Source organism: Paraburkholderia caffeinilytica (genome assembly GCF_003368325.1).
GTDB lineage: Bacteria > Pseudomonadota > Gammaproteobacteria > Burkholderiales > Burkholderiaceae > Paraburkholderia > Paraburkholderia caffeinilytica.
This window is the reverse complement of sequence record NZ_CP031467.1, coordinates 4,260,211-4,279,264: the sequence shown is the minus strand read 5'-3', so window position 1 is coordinate 4,279,264 and position 19,054 is coordinate 4,260,211. Positions and strand designations below refer to the sequence as shown.

The following is a 19,054-nucleotide window of genomic DNA, read 5'->3' as shown; positions in this document are numbered from 1 at the left end:
GTATTGCACCGCGCAAGTTCGCCCGGACGACCTCGCGAACCAGGAGCTCAGAGCGATCAGACTGCCACTGCCAATCCGCCACCCTCGGTAGATGCAATGATCCGAATCGGCTGGACACGCTAACAGACTGTCGGCACACCACCAACGGAATCGCGCGGGTGACCTCTCAGACTCAGCGGATCAATCTCGCGGAAAATGCCAAACTCCACAGCCAAAATACAACATTTGAAAAGTGACGGCAGGATAGGCTACCGCCGGTTTTAGGCGCCATGTGCGACACACTTCTACTGGATAAATATGACAGCGGCCTCCGTAACCCTGCGCTTGTCAACACGCACTCTCGCGTCGACCGGCATCCTGTTACGTATTCCGGTAACGTGATCGATCAGATTAACGCGAACATCCAGAACTGAATTCGTGGCCACCGAAATTGCTCGCCGTCTGCAGTGGCGTTGACAGGTTGAATGCGCCGTACTCAACAGGTCGGCGGCGGTGTCGCGCCAAGAACTCCTTATAAGGAACAGCTCGCGTTAGAGGCGTCGTCGCGGCCAGCGAGTGTCGGACATTGCGATCATTGTTGGCTTCTCAGGAAGTGGCTGCTTTGCCCAAAGCGGCCCTGTTGCTGCGTCGGCCGGTGGCCTCAAAGAAATGCAAAGAACGATGCTACATGGAGTCGGGCAACCACCAGTCGATCCGTCCTGCCTGCCCTCGCCTTTGCGACACCGGGTTGACGCAATAACGTGTGCTATCGCCGCCTCGGCCGGCAGATCCACTTGCCACGTTCACCGCGACGGTGCTAAGAACTGGTCACTATCCTGCCGTTCGCGGATTTTGCATAAAGAAACTATCAACCTTTTGGTTGTAGTAGCTTTATGGAAATGTCGGGTTTGGGCCTCGGTATTCTTGCCGGTTCCTCGTGCGCCTTGCACTAGGAACCGGCGCAGGTGCTTGTCGCCGTGCTTGCTGATTCCACACAGGACACTTCGCTCGCCCGTGCTGTGCTGTCGTGGTACCAGTTCGATCGAGGCCGCGAAGTTCCGGCCGCTAGCAAACTGGGCAACGTTGCCGACTTCCGGTGCGAGAAGGCTTGCCGTAACGGTTCTGATACCGGGAATCGACAGTAACCGGGCAGCGCTCTCGTCTTCGTTAGTTGTGAAGTCAGATCCCGCTCGACATCGTTAATCTGCTGGTCGAGGTGAAGATAATGAGCATGGAGGCGGTGGATGAGCTCGATCAACCGCAGTGGCAGCTCCTGAACCGCAAGCACATCAGGCAACCGACGTAGCGTGGCTCTCGATAAAGGAACGACGATGCCGAACTCAAGCAGTACGCCACGAATCCGGTTGATGGTGGTCGTACGTTCGGTCACCAGACCTTCACGCGCCCGATGCAAGGCTGCCAGTAGCTGCTGCGCTTCCCTTCGCGGCTCGACGAAGCGCATAGCGGACCGGGATGCAGCTTCGCAGATCGCTTCGGCGTCGATGTAGTCATTCATGTTGCTCTTCACAAAAGGTCGCACATATTGGGCCGAAATCAGCTTTACCTGGTGACCCATTGCATCGAGCTTGCGTGCGCGCCGGGACACGCCTCCATGACCACGGTAGCCGCCTTCAGATTGCTAAAAAACGGAATCAGTTGTGTGCACGAAAGCTTTCGACGAGGAACAGCGGCCAACTATTCACGCTGCTAATACTAAGAATTAGAAATCAGACTTTTACTTATTGTTTTTGGCTCCCGATAAAGGCACCAGGCCATGCGCGCAATGGCTGCGTTCATCCACTGAAACCGCCATGCCTCAAGGAGAAACCCATGACGTCCTATCGCCCCGCGGACACGCTACCGCCGCCAAACGGCACCGAACGCAACATGAAAAAGATCGCAGTGGCGAGTGTGATCGGCACGACGGTCGAATGGTATGACCTGTTCGTTTTCGCCACCGCCTCGGCACTCGTCTTCAACAAAGTGTTCTTTCCCGGCTTCGTGCCACTAGTCGGCACCTTGCTGGCGTTCGGCACGTTCGCCTCCGCCTATCTCGCGCGCATTGTCGGCGCCGCCCTGTTCGGCCATTTCGGCGACCGCCTCGGACGCAAGTCGATGCTGCTGGTCTCGCTCGTCATTATGGGCGTGGCGACGTTTTCGATCGGCCTGCTGCCAAACTACGCGTCGATCGGAATCTGGGCGCCCATTCTGCTGCTAACCTTGCGCGTCACTCAGGGACTTGCGCTCGGCGGCGAATGGGGCGGCGCCGTGCTGATGGCGGTGGAACACGCCCCTGCCAACAAGCGTGGACTGTATGGCTCGTGGGTGCAGATCGGTGTGCCCGCCGGTACGCTGATCGCCAATCTGGCGTTTCTGGTCAGTAATGCCGTGCTTTCAAACGAGGCACTGCTCTCCTGGGGCTGGCGCATTCCGTTCCTTGCGAGCGCATTGCTCGTGGGGGTCGGCCTTTATATCCGTCTGAACACATCCGAAACGCCGTCGTTCCGCAAGATCAAGGAAGCCGACGCGCAGGTCAAGCTGCCGATCGCCGAGGTCCTCACCAGATATTGGAAGCAGGTGCTGCTCGGCGGCATCGCGACGATGTCGACGGGCACCTCCTTCAACCTGATCGTCGCTTTCGGGCTAACCTATGGGACGCAAACGCTGGGCTTCTCACGCAACGCGATGCTTTCCATCGCACTGATTGCCTGCGCGCTCTGCATCGTGTTGTTGCCGGCCTTCGGCAAGCTATCCGACGTCGTGGGCCGCAAGCCGGTGATCATCGGCGGCATTGTCGCCGAGGCCCTGCTCGCTTTTCCACTTTTCTGGCTGCTGGATACGCGCGAGTTTCCGTATGCGCTGCTCGGCTATCTGCTGATGATGACCGCCTTTGCCGCGAACTACGGACCGATCGCCACCTTCCTTGCGGAGCTGTTCGGCACCGAGGTTCGCTACTCCGGTCTGTCGGTAAGCTATATGCTGTCGGGGCTGCTCGGCAGTGCCGCTACGCCAATTGTCACCACCGCGTTGTTGTCTGCTACGGGTCGCGGTTCGTCGGTGGCGTGGTACATGATGGGCTCGGCTGCTGTTTCGGTACTCGCGCTCCTGCTGCTCGCGGAGACGCTTCGACGCGATATCTCGTCCGCGGCGCGCGCCAATGCCGCCACGGCGAGCCTTTCGTGAAGGTCTGGTATGAAAACGGACAAGACCGCTCTGATGCAAGCCACGCCAGACTCATCCTTACTGCAGAGTCTCGAATCCGTCAGCTTTCCGACACTCGGGCATTTTCTGGAAAATGGCTTCGCGGACCATCACCTCCGCGCGATGGTCCCCAACGTGAAGGTGATCGGGCGCGCGGTGACGCTCAAGCTGCTGTCACCCGATGCCATTCCCGTGAATCGCGCCCTGTCGCAACTCAAACCCGGCGACGTGCTGGTGATCGACATGAGCGGTAACCACTCGCATGCGCCGGTCGGAGCGGTCACGGCATGCGCCGCGCTCAACGCCGGCGCTAGGGGTGTCATCGTCGACGGCGTGGTGACCGATCTCATCGAACTACGCAGCACGGGGCTGCCTGTGTTCGCGCGCGGAACGTCATTGCTGACGACCAAAAAACGCGACACGATGTCGAGTCTGTTAAACGAGCCGGTGGTGTGCGGCGGCGTCGTGGTGCGCCCCGGCGACATTGTGCTGGCCGACGACAACGGCGTGCTGTTCGCCGAAGCGCCGGCTCTTGCCGCCGTGATCGGTCTGGCGCTGGCGTCCGACCACGCGGAGCCCGCGATACTGGCTCGGCTCAACGCCAAAGAACCCATTCACGCGGTTCTTCAATGCTTCATGTCGCCGAATATTTGTGTCGCTAATGATCAGCATTAGAACAATGAAATTGACGGACACTGACACGCTAACGAACACTACGCGAACTACAGCAAGTGAGAACCTGGGAGTCTTCTGAAATGCAATCCACGCCCACACCCGATCGCATGAGCGACAAACCGGCGCCGCCGGCTGCCGAACAGCAGGTACGAGAGGAACTGGCGGCACTCTACCGGCTGGCCGCTCACTTCCGCATGACCGACATGATCGACACGCACATCACGGCGCGCCTGCCCGGCTCGCCGGGCGAGCCGCCGGCATTTCTCATCAACCGCTATGGCGTGCTGTTTCACGAGATGCGCGCGTCGGACCTCGTGAAGATCGATCATCTCGGCAACGTCATCGACGAGCGGGCGCGCACCGATCCGGCGTTGTTTCGTGTGAACGCCGCCGGGTTCACGATTCATTCGGCCATCCACGCGGCGCGCGACGACCTGCACTTCGTGATCCATACGCACACTGCCGCAGGAACAGCGGTATCGGCGCAGGAGCAGGGGCTGCTGCCGATCAGTCAGCATGCGTTGAAGTTCTACGGCAAGCTCGCCTATCACGATTACGAGGGCATCGCGCTCGAACTGGGCGAGCGCGAGCGCCTGGTGCGCGATCTCGGTTCCTGCAAGGCGATGATCCTGCGCAATCACGGGCTGCTTGCGGCAGGCACCACGGCAGCCGAAGCGTTCCACGAGATCTATTTCCTCGAGCGGGCCTGTCAGGCGCAAATCCAGGCGCTGGCGGGCGGCAGCGCACTGCGCATCCCGCCGCGAGAAGTGTGCGAGTTGACCGCGAGCCAGTTCGCTCGCGACGATTCCGCGGGAATTTCGGAGTTGGCGTGGCGCGCGGCGTTACGGTTGATCGACGACCCGCAATCCGACTACCGCAGCTAGACCCGCTTTCTGATTCGATGCAATGACCAAACTAGTTCTGATGAGCCGTGACTACGACATGTCACATCTGGTGCAGCCGATTCTGCACGCCGCCCCTGAATTCGATGTCGTGATGCACGGCGAGCGGTCGGCCGCCGATGCTGACATCGCCGTGTGCTGGAATCCGCCGGCCGGCGCGTTGGCCGAACTGCCGAAACTGCGGCTCGTGCATAGCATCGCAGCGGGCGTCGACAACATCCTGTCCGACCCCGCCCTGCCCGCCGTGCCGCTGTGCCGGGTAGTCGATCCTCAGCACGCGCGCGGAATGAGCGAATTCGTCACATGGGGGGTGCTGCACTTTCATCGTCAACTCGACCGCGTGCTCGCTAATCAGCGTCTTGATCGCTGGTTTCGCCACGATCAGCGTGATGCGTCCGAATGCGCCGTCGGCATTATGGGACTGGGAGAAATCGGCAGCCGTGTCGCGACGGACCTGCAGCGCTTCGGCTTCGCGGTGCGCGGCTGGGCGCGCAAGCCCCGTGAACTGCCTGGCGTGACGACCTTCGCCGGTACCCAGGAATTCAAGCCATTCCTTCAGGGCACGGACATCCTCGTGTGTCTCTTGCCGCTCACGCACGAAACCCGCTGGATTCTCAACGCAAACACGTTCGAACACTTACGGCCTGGCGTGAAGGTGATTCACGTCGGTCGTGGTGAGCATCTGGTGCCCGCGGACCTGATCGCGGCGCTGACAACTGGACACATCGGCGGAGCGATCGTTGACGTGTTTCCGACCGAACCGTTACCACCCGAAGATCATTTATGGCGCGCACCGAATCTGATCGTGACGCCGCACATGGCGTCGGTGGCAAGCTCGGAGACGATCGGCACGCAAGTGGCGCACAACGTGCGCAGGCTGAACCGCGGCGAACCGCTGCAGAACGTGGTCGATGTCACGCGCGGTTATTGAGTGCTGTTATTGAACGCGGCTGTTGCGTGCGGCGCTAGCCGCCAACCCCTTCCTCCTGACCGTCGATGAACACATTTAGGGCATCGATAAACGCGGTTTCGGCAGCGCTCAACTTGCGGTCCAGCGACCACAGCATGTAGATATCGAGGTCGGCTACACCGTCATCCGGCGGCAGCCGCTGAAGGCGCCCCTGTGCGATGTCGTCGCGTACGACGTGTTCCGGCAGGCAGCCGATGCCGAAGCCCGCGAAGATAAAACGCCTCACCTCGGTCATGCTCGACGACGAGCCCACCACGCGCCCCGTGAAGCCCATCTCGTCACGAAAGAACGTGAGCGGCGACAGGTGATCGCCCACTTTGTCGCCGGTGAAGGAGACGAACTTTTCGCCCGCAAGGTCGGCGACCCGCAGGTCGTCACGCCCAAAGAGCGGATGATGACGTCCGCAGAACAGCGCATACCGTTGACGCAGAAACACGCGGCTGTCGACCCGTTTAGGTAACGCGCGCCGCGGCGTCAGTCCGAGTGTGGCGGACTTCTGCTGGAGACTATTCACCACATCGGCACTGCGCATCTCCTGGCTTTCGAGTTCAATGCGCGGATAGGTGCGATGGAACTCCGCGAGAAACGTGTCGTAGGCCGGAAAATCGATGCCGCTGACGGTGCTCACGCGCACCATGCCGGAGATATCGTGATCGCGATCCACCTCAGCAAGCGACAGCCGGGAAATCGTGCCGTACACGTCTTCAGCAATCTGCTTCACTTCGATGCCGGCCTGCGTGACCTCGATACGCGGACCGTGGCGGTCCACGAGGCGCAGTCCCAACTGCTCCTCCAGACGGCGTAGCGCCTGGCTGACCGCGGGCTGCGTCAGATGGAGTTTGGTCGCCGCGCGACTCACGCTGCCCTCTTTCGCGATGGCAAGAAAAGTGCGCAGCAGATTCCAGTCAAGACGGTCGTTCAGGTAGGTGTCCGGGCGATCTTTGCTCACGATGAGCCTCACTGGTTTCATCATCCGCCAAAATTATACTTAGAATAAGAATTAGAAATTAGACTTATCATTTTTGATTACCGATAAAGGCATCACGACGAACCCGACGCGGACAGTACGCCGCGGCTTCAGGAGTGTGTGATGCTAAAGATCAATGGTGAGCGGCTCTGGACGAGCCTGATGAACATGGCCGCCGTCGGCACCACGGCCGGCGGTGGTGTGCGGCGCCTCGCACTGACCGAGCAGGACGCGGCAGGCCGGGCGCTTTTCTCGCAATGGTGTGTCGACGCGGGGCTCACGTTATCCGTCGACCAGGTCGGCAATCTCTTCGCCCGGCGCGCAGGCAAGCGGAACGACGCCGCGCCCGTCGCGAGCGGCAGCCACCTCGACACCCAGCCCGAAGGCGGCCGCTTCGACGGAGTCTATGGCGTGCTGGCCGCGCTCGAAGTTGTCCGCACGCTCAACGATGCGAACATTCAAACCGACAAGCCTATCGAAATCGTCGTGTGGACCAACGAGGAAGGCGCCCGCTTCACGCCGGCGATGCTCGGTTCAGCGGCCTTCACGGGCGTCATGCCGCTCGCCCAGGCATTGAACACGCGCGACGCAGCAGGAACCTCGGTCGAGCAGGCATTGCAGGCAACAGGCTATGCCGGCACACGCTCTGTGCCCGGCATCGTCTTCGACGCCTATTTCGAGGCGCATATAGAACAAGGGCCGGTGCTCGAGGAAAGTGGCGTGCCGATTGGCGTCGTCACGGGCGGCCAGGCGATTCGCTGGCTCGATGTGCGCGTCCGCGGGCAGGCCGCGCACGCGGGCACGACGCCGATGCAGTACCGCCGCGATGCGCTATTCGCAAGCGCGGAAATGGCCGCGGAACTGGAAAGCATCGCGGCGGATTTCTTCCCACAGGGCCTCGCCACCATCGGCGAGCTGCACATACGCAATGCATCGCGCAATACGATCGCGGCGGACCTGTCGTTCACGGTTGATCTGCGCCACCCCGACGACGCGATGATCGAAAAGATGGAAGCCGCGCTGCGCGAGCGCTTCGAGGCCATCGCGCGGCGCCGCCGCCTCACCGTCGAGGTGGGGCAGCATTGGGTCAGTCCGGCTACGCCGTTCGACCCGCACTGCATTGCCGCTGTCAGCAACGCGGTGGGGGCGCTGGACTATCCGCATCAACGCATCGTCAGCGGAGCCGGTCATGACGCGATCCATCTCGCGAAGCACTGCCCGACCGCGATGATTTTTATCCCCTGTGTCGACGGTCTGAGTCATAACGAAGCCGAAGACGCTTTGCCGGAAGACGTCACGCGTGGTACGGACGTGCTGCTTCACGCGATGCTTGCACGCGCCGGGCAGGCCGTATGAACGTTGATCAAACGCCGCGCCCGCCAGGTATCCGACGCACATGGCTCTTCGTACCCGGCAACCATTCCGGGACCCACGCAGTCGCGCTGCAAAGCGGTGCAGATGCAATCGTCGCCGACCTCGAAGAGATGACTTCGCCGCAAGACCGGCCGCAGGCACGCGAACGCATTGTCACGCTATTGCGCGAGGCGGCTCGGGCCGGCACGTTCGGTTCGGTACGGATCAACAAACTGGAGCACGACGGCCATGCTGATCTCGAAGGCATCATGCCCGGCACCCCACGGGCGATTTTTCTGCCGCACGCGGAGAGCGCGGCTCAGCTGGCTTCACTCGACGATGCGCTGGCCGTCATCGAGCGCAAGCTGGGCATTCCGGAGGGTTCGACGGAGGTGGTTCCAGTTGTCGAATCCGCAAAGGGTCTGGTCAATCTGGGAGCGCTACTTCATGTGGGTGCGCGGATAAAGTGCTGCATGCTGGCGGTCGAGGACCTGGCGGCGAACCTCGGCGCACGCCGCACGCCGGGCGGTAACGAACTGCTTTACGCACGAAGCCGCTTTCTGATTGAGTGCGTCGCCGCCGGCCGCGTGCCGATTGATCTTCCTTGTACATATCGGTCGGCGCAGGTGCTTGGGCAGGACCTGGACATCTCCACACAACTCGGATTCGTATCAAAAAGCGTCGTGTTTCCGGAACACGTGCCGGCGATTCACCGCGCGCTAACGCCATCCGTGGAAGACGTGAAGGCGGCGCGTGCGCTCGTCGATACACACGCGGCGCAGCAGGCGCATCCGTCCCCTGCCGGTTCGACATGGATCGACTACCCGGAGCGCAATAACGCGCAACGGCTGATCGCGCGTGCCGCACTCCTCCGCGCCTTTGACGACAGCGGCAACGCATAAGTAGTGCGAGCATTAGCTGCCTTGATACTGAAGATTAAAAATCCGCATTTTGCGGGCGTATTTCGGCGACCGATAAAGTCGGCAGTCAAGCCAACGCTATTCGCCCATCAACAGGATTCCCCATGTCCCATTCTGACCAGACTCATCAGCCGGTGCGCGCCGCCACCGCGGCTTTTATCGGCACGGCTGTCGAGTTTTACGACTACTACACCTATGCCACGGCCGCCGCGCTCGTGCTCGGCGAGGTGTTCTTCCCGAGCAGCAATCACTTTCTGAGTACGATGGCTTCGTTCGGCACGTTCTTTGTCGGCTTCATTGCGCGTCCATTGAGCGGTGCAGTGTTCGGGCATCTAGGCGACAGGCTCGGCCGCAAGAGGATGCTGCTGCTGACCATGTTCCTGATGGGGATCGCCACCACCGGCATCGGCCTGCTGCCCGGCTACGCCAGCATCGGCATCTGGGCGCCGATCTCGCTCGTGCTGTTGCGGATTCTCCAAGGCATTGCCGTGGGCGGCGAATGGGGCGGCGCGGTACTGATGGCAAGCGAGCACGCGCCAACCGGCCGCAAAACGTTCTTCGCGTCCTTTCCACAGATGGGCAGCCCGGCTGGGTTGATTCTTTCGCTCGTGTCGTTCAGGCTCGTGACCTCGCTCGATCACGCAAGCTTCGTTGCCTGGGGCTGGCGCCTGCCGTTTCTCGCCAGCTTCGTGCTGCTCCTGATCGGCATGGCGATCCGTCTCGGCGTGAAAGAGTCGCCCGAGTTCGAGCAGCTTCGCAAGAATCGCGAGGTGCTGAAGTCGCCGGTCAGGGAAGTGCTGCGCACCGCGTGGTATCCAATCGTCGTGGCAGCGATGGCCACGACGATTGGCTCCGCCGGGTTCTTCTTCACGAACACGTTCATGATTTCGTATGTCACAGCGTATCTCGGCATGTCGAAATCGTTCATTCTTGATTGCCTGTTTGTCGTCACCCTCATCCAGTTGGCGTCCCAGCCGGTTTCGGCGCTGATGGCACAGCGTGTTGGGGAGACCCGCTTTCTGACCTGCGCCGCCCTGCTCTCGATGCTTACGCCCTACCCGATGTTCCTGCTCGTCACGACACAAAATCCGGTCGCGATCGTAGTGGGCATCTCGCTCGCAGTGGTGGTGCTGTCCGCTATCTACGCAGTCATCGCCGGTTTCATGACACCGGCCTTTCCGACCCAGATCCGGTACTCCGGCATTTCGATTGCCTATCAGTTGTGCGCGACGATCGCCGGTGGGACGACGCCTCTGATCGGTACGATGCTCGCGCAGAACTACAAGGGTGAATGGTTGCCATTGGCGGTGTTCTTCAGCGCACTTTCCGCTGTGTCGCTGCTTGGGATCGTGGGACTCGGGCGATATCGCAAGGAGATCCGGGCAGAGGGACCTGCGGCGATGCTCATGAATTAGTGCGTGCAGGAGGCGCAATCGCGCCCACTTCGATTGATGCCGATCTCAGTCGGACAGAACCAGAATCAAGGATATCGGCTTTGCTGATGCCTGACACAGAGTTTATGAATTTGACCGGTAAGTTTTGGTATCTGGGCCAACGCGTGCGGGATGTACATCACCGACTTCGGGGCCTCTTCCGAGCGGCAGACCGATGAGATACCCGTCGAGGCCATCGAGATCGCTTATCGGTCATTGTCTGTTCATTTCCCGTGTAGTAACTCTTGCCTGCGTGCTTGCGAGGTTCGTCCTCTTTGTATTGGCCGAACACGTGGAAATAATATCGTGACCGCTCCCGAGCGGGAGCGATCGCCTGACCGAACTCGGCATCGACATCCATATCGCTGCGTGAGACGAATATCCCCGAGCATAGCTCACCGGTCCGCCCGCCATCTCTCAACGACATCCGGGCGTCGCTCACGTCGGCGGTTGATTGACTTCATCGGGTCCAGGACGATGCGGCAGCTCTTGTGCGTCGAGAACCAGTCGTCAGCAAACATCGTGAACTTGCTCTATTGAGATTTCCGCGGTTTAGCAAGGAACCTATTGTCGCGCCCCCTCGAGCCAACAGAAAGATCACAGATTGTCCAAAGTCGCGGCCAGTTTGCGCAGAGTGCTTCCAGTAGGTGACGTTTCGCTAGTTACGCCAGCAGCCGGTCTGCCATCCGGTTAGTCGAGGTGCGACGGGGAGCTTCGGAAGCTATCTCCTTGCCGCTGGTCTGGCAATCACGCACTGCCTGCTTAGAGCTTGTGGGTGGAAAGCAAAATGCTTGTCTCCGTATTGGCGATTCCGTCGATCAACCGTATCGCACCGAGCACGCGATCGAAGTTCTCCAGCGTGTCGGCTCGCAGCTCCGCAATCATGTCCCAACGTCCATTGGTGCTATGGATGGTCGCCACGTTAGGGTGTCCGCGCAGCACCGTCATTACGTCTTTCGCTCGATTACCTTCAACGGCGATCGTCATCAACGCGCGAATTTGATGCGGCTCCGCCGCCGGTTTCAGGCGCACGGTATAGCCGACGATTACCCCGCTTTTCTCGAGCCGGGTTATACGGTTCTGCACCGTTGCGCGTGCGACGCGCAAGTGCTTTGCAAGCGTCACCACAGACATGCGAGCGTCCTGCCGCAACAGCGCAAGCAACTGCTTGTCGACATCATCGAGATTGACCACTTTCCCCACCGATCTGAATGCGCCGGCACAGACAGGTCGCCGTCAAATTTAGCAAATTGTCACGAATGACTAGCATTTTGCTACACAAGTCAAAAAAACTGCAACCTTTGCCATCTTTTTGTTGGCTGGAGGCCGGTGAATAATTTCGCCAGCGTTTTCGCCATAGCGGCCACCAATAACATAGGAGATTCGGCAATGACCTGCTTTCTAGACGTACCCGCAACCTATCGCCTCGTCGCGGACATCGGCGTCCCGCACTTCCTGAGGGAACTCGCCGACACGATTCGCGCCGATTACCTTCGATGGCAGGAATTTGATAAATCGCCACGCGTTGCGTGTCATTCGAACGTGGGCGTCATTGAGTTGATGCCCGTTGCGGATTCAAGCCTGTTCGCCTTCAAGTACGTGAACGGCCATCCCATCAATGCCGAGCGCGGCATCCACACCGTGATGGCTTTTGGTGCGTTGGCAGACGTCGACACGGGCTACCCGACTTTTTTGTCCGAGCTGACCTTGACGACCGCATTGCGCACCGCCGCAACGTCGGCGATGGTTGCGAAGGTGCTCGCACGGCCCGACTCTCGCACCATGGCATTGATCGGCAACGGGGCGCAGAGCGAATTCCAGGCGATCGCCTTTCACACCATCCTCGGCATCGAAGAGATCCGCGTGTTTGACGTCGATCCTCGCGCAACCGACAAGCTGATTGCCAATCTCGCGGGGTACCCGCAATTGCGAGTCGTACGCGCAAGCTCGACGGCTGACGCGGTGCGCGGGGCCGACATCGTCACCACCGTCACTGCGGACAAGGCGTACGCGACGATCATCACGCCCGAGATGATTGAGCCGGGCATGCACCTCAACGCAGTCGGAGGCGACTGCCCTGGAAAGACAGAACTGCACGCAGACGTGCTGCGCACGGCGACCGTATTTGTTGAGTTTGAGCCGCAGACCCGCATCGAAGGGGACATCCAACAACTGCCGGGCGACTTCCCGGTCATCGAATTCTGGCGTGTGCTTCGGGGCGAAGTGGCTGGCCGGGAACGCCCCGAGCAAGTCACGGTATTCGACTCGGTGGGCTTCGCGCTCGAAGATTATTCCGCGCTCCGCTATCTGCATAGTCTCGCACAGAGCCGGAAAGTCGGCACACAGGTCGCATTGATCCCGCCTTCTGTCGACCCCAAGAACCTGTTCGATACGCTGGCCACGTCGAGCGCGCCTGCGGACGACTTGATGGCGCTCAATAACGAGGCTATGGCACTGAGTCAATAAGAAGCGTCGTCGAAACTCGAAACGACATATACAACGTACTCGTTCTCCCCTCACTGACATGAGCACTATTTCGATTCAGGCGCCCAGCGCTGTCGTCATGATCCGGCCGCACTGTTTTCACCCCAATCCCGAAACGGCGGATGACAACACCTTTCAGCGGGCCGGGCGCGAGCAGGACCATGCGGCACTTGCCGCTGCTGCGCGAAACGAGGTCACGGCAGCGGCGGCAGCGTTGGAGCGAGCCGGAATCCGCACCCACGTTTTTGACGATCACGGGGAACACCAGACGCCCGACTCCGTGTTTCCGAACAACTGGCTCTCAACTCATGCTGGCGGTCATATCGCGCTCTATCCGATGCATTGCGCGAACCGCCGGCGCGAGCGACGTGCAGATGTCGTCGAGATGCTCAAAGCAGAATATCGTGTCCAGGACGTGATTGATTATTCAGGTCTTGAATACGACGGTGTTTTCCTCGAGGGCACTGGCGCCATGGTGCTCGACCACGTCGCACGCGTTGCCTACACTGCGCGTTCGCGTCGCGCCGACCCTGTTGCCCTGGAGCGCTTCTGTACGCATTTCAATTTCGAGCCCATGTGTTTCGACACGACTGATCGTTCAGGCCGTGCCGTCTACCACACCAACGTCATGATGAGCATCGCTACCGAATTTTCGCTGGTGGGGCTCGACTTGATTTCTGATTCGTCCCGCCGCGCGGAAGTTCAGCGGCGACTGCTCGAGAGTGGACGGACCGTGATTGCGCTCGATCACGAACAGATCGACAGCTTTGCCGGCAACGCAATCGAACTCACGGGAAGCAACGGTCGTGTGCTCGCGTTGTCCGAACGCGCAGCTGAAAGTCTGAGACCGCAACAACGCACACAGATTGAGCAATCCGCGCGCCTGCTGCCACTTCGGGTGCCCACCGTTGAAATGGCGGGCGGCTCCGTGCGCTGCATGCTTGCTGGCATCCATCTCGCGCGACGCTAACGCGTGTAATCGACCCTCCTTAACTACAGCATTTCACCTACAACATCCGATGACCGGAGAGAGACAAATGCGACATTCATTCAACAAACGTGCCCAATTCACGGTCGCCGCCGTGCTTTGCGTCACGTCACCATGCGTTGCACTGGCGGCCCCAGACAACATCGTCGTGAAGATCGGGCATGCCGCGCCGCTAACCGGCGGCAGCGCACACCTGGGAAAGGACGATGAAAACGGTGCTCGCCTGGCAATTGAAGAGATCAATGCCGCCGGGCTAACAATCGGCGGCAAGAACGTCACACTTCAACTCGAGTCGGAGGACGATGCAGGCGACCCGCGTCAAGCGACTCAAGTCGCGCAGAAGCTGGTCGACGACAAGGCCGTTGCTGTCATCGGTCATTTGAACTCCGGTACGTCGATTCCCGCCTCGCGAATCTACAACGACGCGGGCATTGTTGAGATATCACCGTCGGCAACGAATCCAACTTACACAAAGCAAGGCTTCAAAACCACCTACCGGTTGGTAGCAACCGATGCGCAGCAAGGTCCGGCGCTTGCCGATTATGCGTCGAAGGTGCTGAAAGCAAGGACCGTCGCGATCATCGACGATTCCACTGCGTATGGTCAAGGACTTGCAAACGAGTTCGAAAAGCGGGCGAAAGCGGCTGGTCTCACCGTTGTCTCGCACGATGCCACAACGGACAAGTCGATCGACTTCCGGGGCATCCTGACAAAAATCAAGGGTGAGCGCCCGGACGTCATCATGTACGGAGGCATGGACTCGACGGGCGGTCCACTTGCCAAACAGGCCACGCAGTTGGCAATACCTGCAAAGGTACTCGCGGGCGACGGGGTTTGCACGCCTAAAGTAGCGGAACTCGCCGGCGCCGCAAGCAAAAACATCATCTGCTCTATCGCCGGTCTTCCGCTCGAAAGGATGGAGCGAGGCAAGGATTTTGAGAAGCGATACGTTGCACGTTTCAACAAACCCATTGAAGTCTATGCGCCATTCACCTATGACGCGGTGTACATCATCGTGGACGCGATGAAACGATCGGGGTCGATTCAGGCCAAAGATATTCTCGAGGCGGTGGCATCTACTTCATACACAGGGGTTATTGGCACGACTCGGTTTGATGCCCAGGGCGACCTCAAACAAAGCGCGATATCACTCTATCAGTACGTTGACGGGAAACAGAGGTTGCTCGACGTTGTAAAAATGTGAACGCCCGGTAGCATGCTTCGGACGCGTGCATGAAGTAGCACGATGACACATCCGAGAGCACGTTTGCATCGACAGCGCAAGGTAGAGCGTCTGACACCCTGCACTTCGAGTACATCAGCACTTTCAAGTCGGGCCAACCGGTAGCCCCGGGGCAGCCCGCTGTTCACTCACGGATGACAGCCCTGTTCTTTTCACAGAGAACAGGTCCGGCCGGGATTCATTAAGATCTAAAGCTTAAGATATTTGCGATTATCTACATCGGAATAGATGTACTACGCTGTCTCGGGGTGGGTCAAATGATTCGTTGCGCCGCTCCAGCGCGGTGCCAATACGCGCTCAGCAGATCAGCGGGCGGCATGGCTTCGCCGAGGCCTGCAAGCGTTTTCACCTACACGACGGATCAAGCTACGGATGCCGACAAGCCTCGGGTCCGTCGGCATCCGGCACTCCCACCTTTAGGCCGCAGCCAATGTCGCAATCTGGTCGGCCGTGAGCGCGTTGTAATAGATACGGAACTCGTCGATCAAACCGTGGAAATATGGATCCGTGGAGTACTGCGAGTGGCCAATCCAGTTCTGGCTGGTACTGCCAAGGCGGAACGGCGCAAGCAACATTGCCGTATTCGTGCCGACCGCGCTGCCGTTCACATACAACGTCCCGAGACTGCCTGACAGTGTCACTGCGATATGAGTCCATTCTCCGGTGGGTAGTGCCGTCGTGCCGTTGATCCCCTTCTCGCCCGCGCTGCCATTGACCGTCATCGCAAAGCGAGGTACCCCGCTACTTGAGTGCGTCGTCAACATCATGTAGTGGTCGACATTTGAACCGAAGTCGAACACGCGCATCCAGTTGCGCGATGTGCTGCAGTTAACCCATGCTGCGATCGTGAAGTCAGCAAGACCGAGCACGATGTCGCTCGGCAGACTGACGTAGCCCGTGCTGCCGTCAAGGGAGACCGCGTTACCTGTCTTGCCGGCCACCCAGCTCGTCCCTCCGACCAGCGTGCCGGCATGGCCGTTGCCGCTCGAATCCGCGGCGGCGGTACCGCTGCTCGCGTCGAACGTGAGGTACGTTTGCAATTGCACGGCCGTGACCGCTGCCGCTTCGTTCGACACCGCAGTCTCGCCAGTCGGCGTCTCCGCCGAGACGACGTAGTAGTAGGTGCCGGCCGCGAGACCACTGTCCGTATAGGTCAACAGATCGGTTATGCCCGTTGCGATCGTCGTATAGGAACCACCCGAGGTTGTGCTGCGCTGGACGTTATAACTGGTCGCATACGCGGTACCCCACCACGACAGGGTGACGCTCCCCTCGCTCACGAACGCAGTGAGCCCGCTCGGCGCGACCCCGCTTGCAATCGGGTCACGCGTGCAGGTCAGCGTCCCGTAGCCGAGCTGGTCGTAGCCGCCAGTATTCGGACCATAGTTGCCGCCGCCTCCTTCGGTGCCCACAACCGTCATCATCTTTCCCGTATAGGGCGCAGCAATGCCTTGAAGGTTAACGTAGTGGTGATAGATCAAAGTCCAGCAAGGCCGTATCGTGCCCTGCGCGGACGTCGAAAATGCAGTGTCCGTGACGCTCGCGTTCGTGTATGTCGCAAACGGAATCGTGTAATACGTCGTGCCGGACTGGATCAGGTTGCCCTTGGCGACATATTCGGCGGCAGCGAGCAAGCTGTTGTTGTTGTAACTGAACAGATCGACGCTCTGATTCCACGCCATCTGGCAGATCGCACCCAGGTGCGCGATGCTGAGCGTGTCGTGCCCCTGGTCGCGGCCGGACTCCTGCGTCTGCCCAAGATAGCCCGGATGGAGGTAATAAAGCGTCTGCGCGATTGCGCCATTGCCGAGTCCCGTCTTGAAGTACGTGACGGCCTCGTCGAACACACTCTGATTATCGCAAAGCACCCCGATTGCCATGATCGACGCCACGCAGCAGAGGTCCCAATTCGAGTACACCACGAGCGCACCTGGAAGCGCCCCATGGTTCACCGGGTAGAAGATGTTGAGCATCATCGACTGGAAGCTGGCAAAGTCAGTTGCCGTCCAGCCCGAATACGTGCGCATGATCTCGCCTGCGTTGGCGAACTGATAACCCTGGATGCCGGCGAGCAGGATTCCGTCGTAGTCGCTGTTTGCGCCTGTCGTACCACCAATTTTTGTCAGCGTCGAAGACCACGCATTCATGATCTGGACCGCCTTGTCGGCATACGCGGTGGTACCCGTTATCTTCCAGCGCAGTGCGCATGCGTACGCGGCTGCGATGTCGTTATAAAGAGTGCCGGCATTGTTGGAGTCCGTACCGTCGTCGCCGCGTGAGACGACCGCCTGCGGATTTGGCGTCCACGACAGACTCGCGTGGCTGTTGGCAATCAGGATATTCCAGCTGTCGATCCACGGCGACGCTTGCGCCGCAACCTTCTGGCTCATCCGGTCAAAATCAGCCTGAGTATGCAACAGACCGGGATGTACGAACGCGCTGGACGACGAACTGCTTGTTGCTGCCGCCTGCGACGTGGACGACTGGGTCGACTGAGATGACGACGAACCCTCTCCTCCGCCGCAAGCCGAAAGGGCCAATGCACCCAGGCTGTAGAGGAAAGTCCGGCGCGATACGCCGTCCGCAATTCGCGTTGGCATCGGTAAGGCGCCCAAGGGTCCTGACAATGTGTCAGACGCGTCACAACTCACGTCTTGGTACGGCGTATCGGCGTGGCCTGATTTCGACTTCGTCATATTTGTCCTCTCGTCGTGTGTGGAACGCACCCGGTGTTTCACTCATGCAGTCCGCTTCGGGCGCCATCGTCGACTGCCAAACGTTTGCTCGCAGACCCGCAACTTCGCCTCCCCGGATATCCGCCAGGGGACATGATTTCGATCTATTCTTCGATGACCCGTGCTAAGCGCTGCAGCATTAGAACCATTCCAAATAGCGCCGTATTCTATTCCGTGGCTTTTTTTGGGTTCGAATACTTCGCGTTATCACGGGGCAGCAGGAACTCATTCGCACTTATGCCCACAAGTGCACCCATCCGCTCGACGGCATAAGTGCGAATGATCCTGCATTTTCAAGGGTAAACGGCCCCGTCTCTTCGTTCTTGAGGGCAAATCTCTAATTTTTTAATTGAATTTCAATCAATTCTGGCCTAGTACGATACTTTGGGAAATTCACCTATAGAGTAATAAGGAAATCCCTACATTTCGATAAAGAATAGAACCGTAATTGGTGATCTAAAAACGCCCCCTCGATGAACAGCTCATTAGGCGGCGCGATTGCGCCTTTCCATAGTCTGGTCGCCGACAGAGCGAGAATCCGTGTCGGCCTTCGGACGCTTCGTTCTTCGACGCAGGAAAGGCATTGATGGCCATGCCCGCCGCTAGCGTTGTGCACTCTGGCGGTCGCGACAACGCACCGAAGCCGGGCTAAGGTACATCTTGGCGTCGTGCGACCGGTGCGACCGCGGCAACGCAAAACCAACAGATCCCGTGTCGTTGTGCTGCCACATTGTCGGCACAACTTCCTGCATGAACGAATCCATTCATGACCAGCGTTGCAGTCAGCGGGTATTTTCGTCTGAATACCCCTGTGCACCACGATTGCATCCCGGACAATCCCTATGGTCGAAAACGATCGAACGGTGATTCTGGTCAATCGGCTTCGACCACAGCACAGACCCGGGACGAGCCCCCGTTGAGGGCCCGTCCTGCCACACAGCAACACCATTGACGAACCCCTGATCGATGCCGGCCGCGGGTCGCGGTGGATGCTCAAAGGTCGCTCGGTCAAACAGTGTTTCCCGATCGAAAGCGACAATGTCCGCGAAATGGCCGGGCATCAGACGTCCACGGTCGGCAAATCCGAACTCCCGTGCAGGAAGGTCGGTCATTCGAAACACAGCCTCTTCAAGGTTGAAGAGATTCACATCCCGCGCCATTTCGCTTCGCACTCCATTGCATTGACTTCAGATATCCTCCGCCG

General features: G+C 59.5%; 15 protein-coding genes and 1 pseudogene. 10 read left to right on the top strand and 6 right to left on the bottom strand.

The genetic code is table 11. From position 1 onward, the window contains the following. Nucleotides 1-914: 914 nt before the first annotated feature. Nucleotides 915-1,668, bottom strand: a pseudogene (locus DSC91_RS35440) (IS110 family RNA-guided transposase); the annotation flags it as partial. A 141-nt stretch (nucleotides 1,669-1,809) separates the two neighbouring features. Between DSC91_RS35440 and DSC91_RS35435 the strand changes: the two are divergent. The 4 genes from DSC91_RS35435 (at nucleotide 1,810) to DSC91_RS35420 (ending at nucleotide 5,688) form a co-directional block, all read left to right on the top strand. Beyond that, on the top strand, nucleotides 1,810-3,162 hold the full coding sequence (locus tag DSC91_RS35435; protein WP_115783105.1) for an MFS transporter: 1,353 nt from the start codon (nucleotides 1,810-1,812) through the stop codon (nucleotides 3,160-3,162). Nucleotides 3,163-3,171: 9 nt separating this feature from the next. After that, nucleotides 3,172-3,855 carry an RraA family protein gene (locus DSC91_RS35430; protein WP_208645761.1) on the top strand — a complete coding sequence of 228 codons (684 nt, stop codon included), beginning with the start codon at nucleotides 3,172-3,174 and terminating at the stop codon, nucleotides 3,853-3,855. Nucleotides 3,856-3,962: 107 nt separating this feature from the next. Continuing rightward, nucleotides 3,963-4,739, top strand: a complete 777-nt coding sequence (locus tag DSC91_RS35425; protein WP_115783104.1) for a class II aldolase/adducin family protein — start codon at nucleotides 3,963-3,965, stop codon at nucleotides 4,737-4,739. Between the two features lie 22 nt (nucleotides 4,740-4,761). Beyond that, nucleotides 4,762-5,688 (top strand): 2-hydroxyacid dehydrogenase, encoded by a 927-nt coding sequence (locus tag DSC91_RS35420; RefSeq protein WP_167470541.1) that lies wholly within the window; start codon nucleotides 4,762-4,764, stop codon nucleotides 5,686-5,688. A gap of 34 nt (nucleotides 5,689-5,722) precedes the next feature. Here the strand turns inward: DSC91_RS35420 and DSC91_RS35415 are convergent, their stop codons facing one another. Continuing rightward, a complete protein-coding gene (locus DSC91_RS35415; RefSeq protein ID WP_229758080.1) occupies nucleotides 5,723-6,676 on the bottom strand; it encodes a LysR family transcriptional regulator in 954 nt (317 codons plus the stop codon). Nucleotides 6,677-6,817: 141 nt separating this feature from the next. On the opposite strand from DSC91_RS35415, the gene DSC91_RS35410 reads away from it, so the two are divergent. From DSC91_RS35410 to DSC91_RS35400, 3 genes are all read left to right on the top strand, one after another. Beyond that, the gene (locus tag DSC91_RS35410) at nucleotides 6,818-8,050 is read left to right on the top strand and encodes a Zn-dependent hydrolase (RefSeq protein WP_115783103.1); all 1,233 of its coding nucleotides are present in this window, start codon (nucleotides 6,818-6,820) and stop codon (nucleotides 8,048-8,050) included. Beyond that, the gene (locus DSC91_RS35405) at nucleotides 8,047-8,949 is read left to right on the top strand and encodes an HpcH/HpaI aldolase/citrate lyase family protein (protein ID WP_115783102.1); all 903 of its coding nucleotides are present in this window, start codon (nucleotides 8,047-8,049) and stop codon (nucleotides 8,947-8,949) included. Before DSC91_RS35410 ends, DSC91_RS35405 begins: the two co-directional genes overlap by 4 nt. A 122-nt stretch (nucleotides 8,950-9,071) precedes the next feature. Beyond that, nucleotides 9,072-10,382, top strand: a complete 1,311-nt coding sequence (locus DSC91_RS35400) for an MFS transporter (protein ID WP_115783101.1) — start codon at nucleotides 9,072-9,074, stop codon at nucleotides 10,380-10,382. Between the two features lie 413 nt (nucleotides 10,383-10,795). Here DSC91_RS35400 and DSC91_RS38720 read toward each other — a convergent pair whose 3' ends face one another. Further along, nucleotides 10,796-10,921 (bottom strand): arginine deiminase-related protein, encoded by a 126-nt coding sequence (locus DSC91_RS38720; protein ID WP_115783100.1) that lies wholly within the window; start codon nucleotides 10,919-10,921, stop codon nucleotides 10,796-10,798. Between the two features lie 241 nt (nucleotides 10,922-11,162). Next, nucleotides 11,163-11,594, bottom strand: coding sequence for an Lrp/AsnC family transcriptional regulator (locus DSC91_RS35390; RefSeq protein ID WP_115783632.1), 432 nt, complete (start codon nucleotides 11,592-11,594; stop codon nucleotides 11,163-11,165). Nucleotides 11,595-11,789: 195 nt separating this feature from the next. On the opposite strand from DSC91_RS35390, the gene DSC91_RS35385 reads away from it, so the two are divergent. The 3 genes from DSC91_RS35385 (at nucleotide 11,790) to DSC91_RS35375 (ending at nucleotide 15,076) form a co-directional block, all read left to right on the top strand. Beyond that, entirely contained in the window at nucleotides 11,790-12,866 is a 1,077-nt protein-coding gene (locus tag DSC91_RS35385; protein WP_115783099.1) for an ornithine cyclodeaminase, read from the top strand. Nucleotides 12,867-12,924: 58 nt separating this feature from the next. Beyond that, a complete protein-coding gene (ctlX, locus tag DSC91_RS35380) occupies nucleotides 12,925-13,854 on the top strand; it encodes a citrulline utilization hydrolase CtlX (protein WP_115783098.1) in 930 nt (309 codons plus the stop codon). 67 nt (nucleotides 13,855-13,921) lie between these two features. Beyond that, nucleotides 13,922-15,076, top strand: coding sequence for a branched-chain amino acid ABC transporter substrate-binding protein (locus DSC91_RS35375; protein WP_115783097.1), 1,155 nt, complete (start codon nucleotides 13,922-13,924; stop codon nucleotides 15,074-15,076). A 455-nt stretch (nucleotides 15,077-15,531) separates the two neighbouring features. Here the strand turns inward: DSC91_RS35375 and DSC91_RS35370 are convergent, their stop codons facing one another. Together DSC91_RS35370 and DSC91_RS35365 are read right to left on the bottom strand one after the other, a co-directional pair. Then, entirely contained in the window at nucleotides 15,532-17,715 is a 2,184-nt protein-coding gene (locus DSC91_RS35370; RefSeq protein WP_115783096.1) for a LamG-like jellyroll fold domain-containing protein, read from the bottom strand. A 917-nt stretch (nucleotides 17,716-18,632) separates the two neighbouring features. Next, the gene (locus DSC91_RS35365) at nucleotides 18,633-18,998 is read right to left on the bottom strand and encodes an amidohydrolase family protein (RefSeq protein WP_208645760.1); all 366 of its coding nucleotides are present in this window, start codon (nucleotides 18,996-18,998) and stop codon (nucleotides 18,633-18,635) included. Between the last annotated feature and the right edge of the window lie 56 nt (nucleotides 18,999-19,054).

Coding starts and splice junctions, on each gene's coding strand:
- DSC91_RS35435 (WP_115783105.1), top strand. CDS start 1,810: ATGACGTCCTATCGCCCCGCGGACACGCTACCGCCGCCAAACGGCACC.
- DSC91_RS35430 (WP_208645761.1), top strand. CDS start 3,172: ATGAAAACGGACAAGACCGCTCTGATGCAAGCCACGCCAGACTCATCC.
- DSC91_RS35425 (WP_115783104.1), top strand. CDS start 3,963: ATGAGCGACAAACCGGCGCCGCCGGCTGCCGAACAGCAGGTACGAGAG.
- DSC91_RS35420 (WP_167470541.1), top strand. CDS start 4,762: ATGACCAAACTAGTTCTGATGAGCCGTGACTACGACATGTCACATCTG.
- DSC91_RS35410 (WP_115783103.1), top strand. CDS start 6,818: ATGCTAAAGATCAATGGTGAGCGGCTCTGGACGAGCCTGATGAACATG.
- DSC91_RS35405 (WP_115783102.1), top strand. CDS start 8,047: ATGAACGTTGATCAAACGCCGCGCCCGCCAGGTATCCGACGCACATGG.
- DSC91_RS35400 (WP_115783101.1), top strand. CDS start 9,072: ATGTCCCATTCTGACCAGACTCATCAGCCGGTGCGCGCCGCCACCGCG.
- DSC91_RS38720 (WP_115783100.1), bottom strand. CDS start 10,921: ATGTTTGCTGACGACTGGTTCTCGACGCACAAGAGCTGCCGCATCGTC.
- DSC91_RS35385 (WP_115783099.1), top strand. CDS start 11,790: ATGACCTGCTTTCTAGACGTACCCGCAACCTATCGCCTCGTCGCGGAC.
- ctlX (WP_115783098.1), top strand. CDS start 12,925: ATGAGCACTATTTCGATTCAGGCGCCCAGCGCTGTCGTCATGATCCGG.
- DSC91_RS35375 (WP_115783097.1), top strand. CDS start 13,922: ATGCGACATTCATTCAACAAACGTGCCCAATTCACGGTCGCCGCCGTG.
- DSC91_RS35370 (WP_115783096.1), bottom strand. CDS start 17,715: ATGCCAACGCGAATTGCGGACGGCGTATCGCGCCGGACTTTCCTCTAC.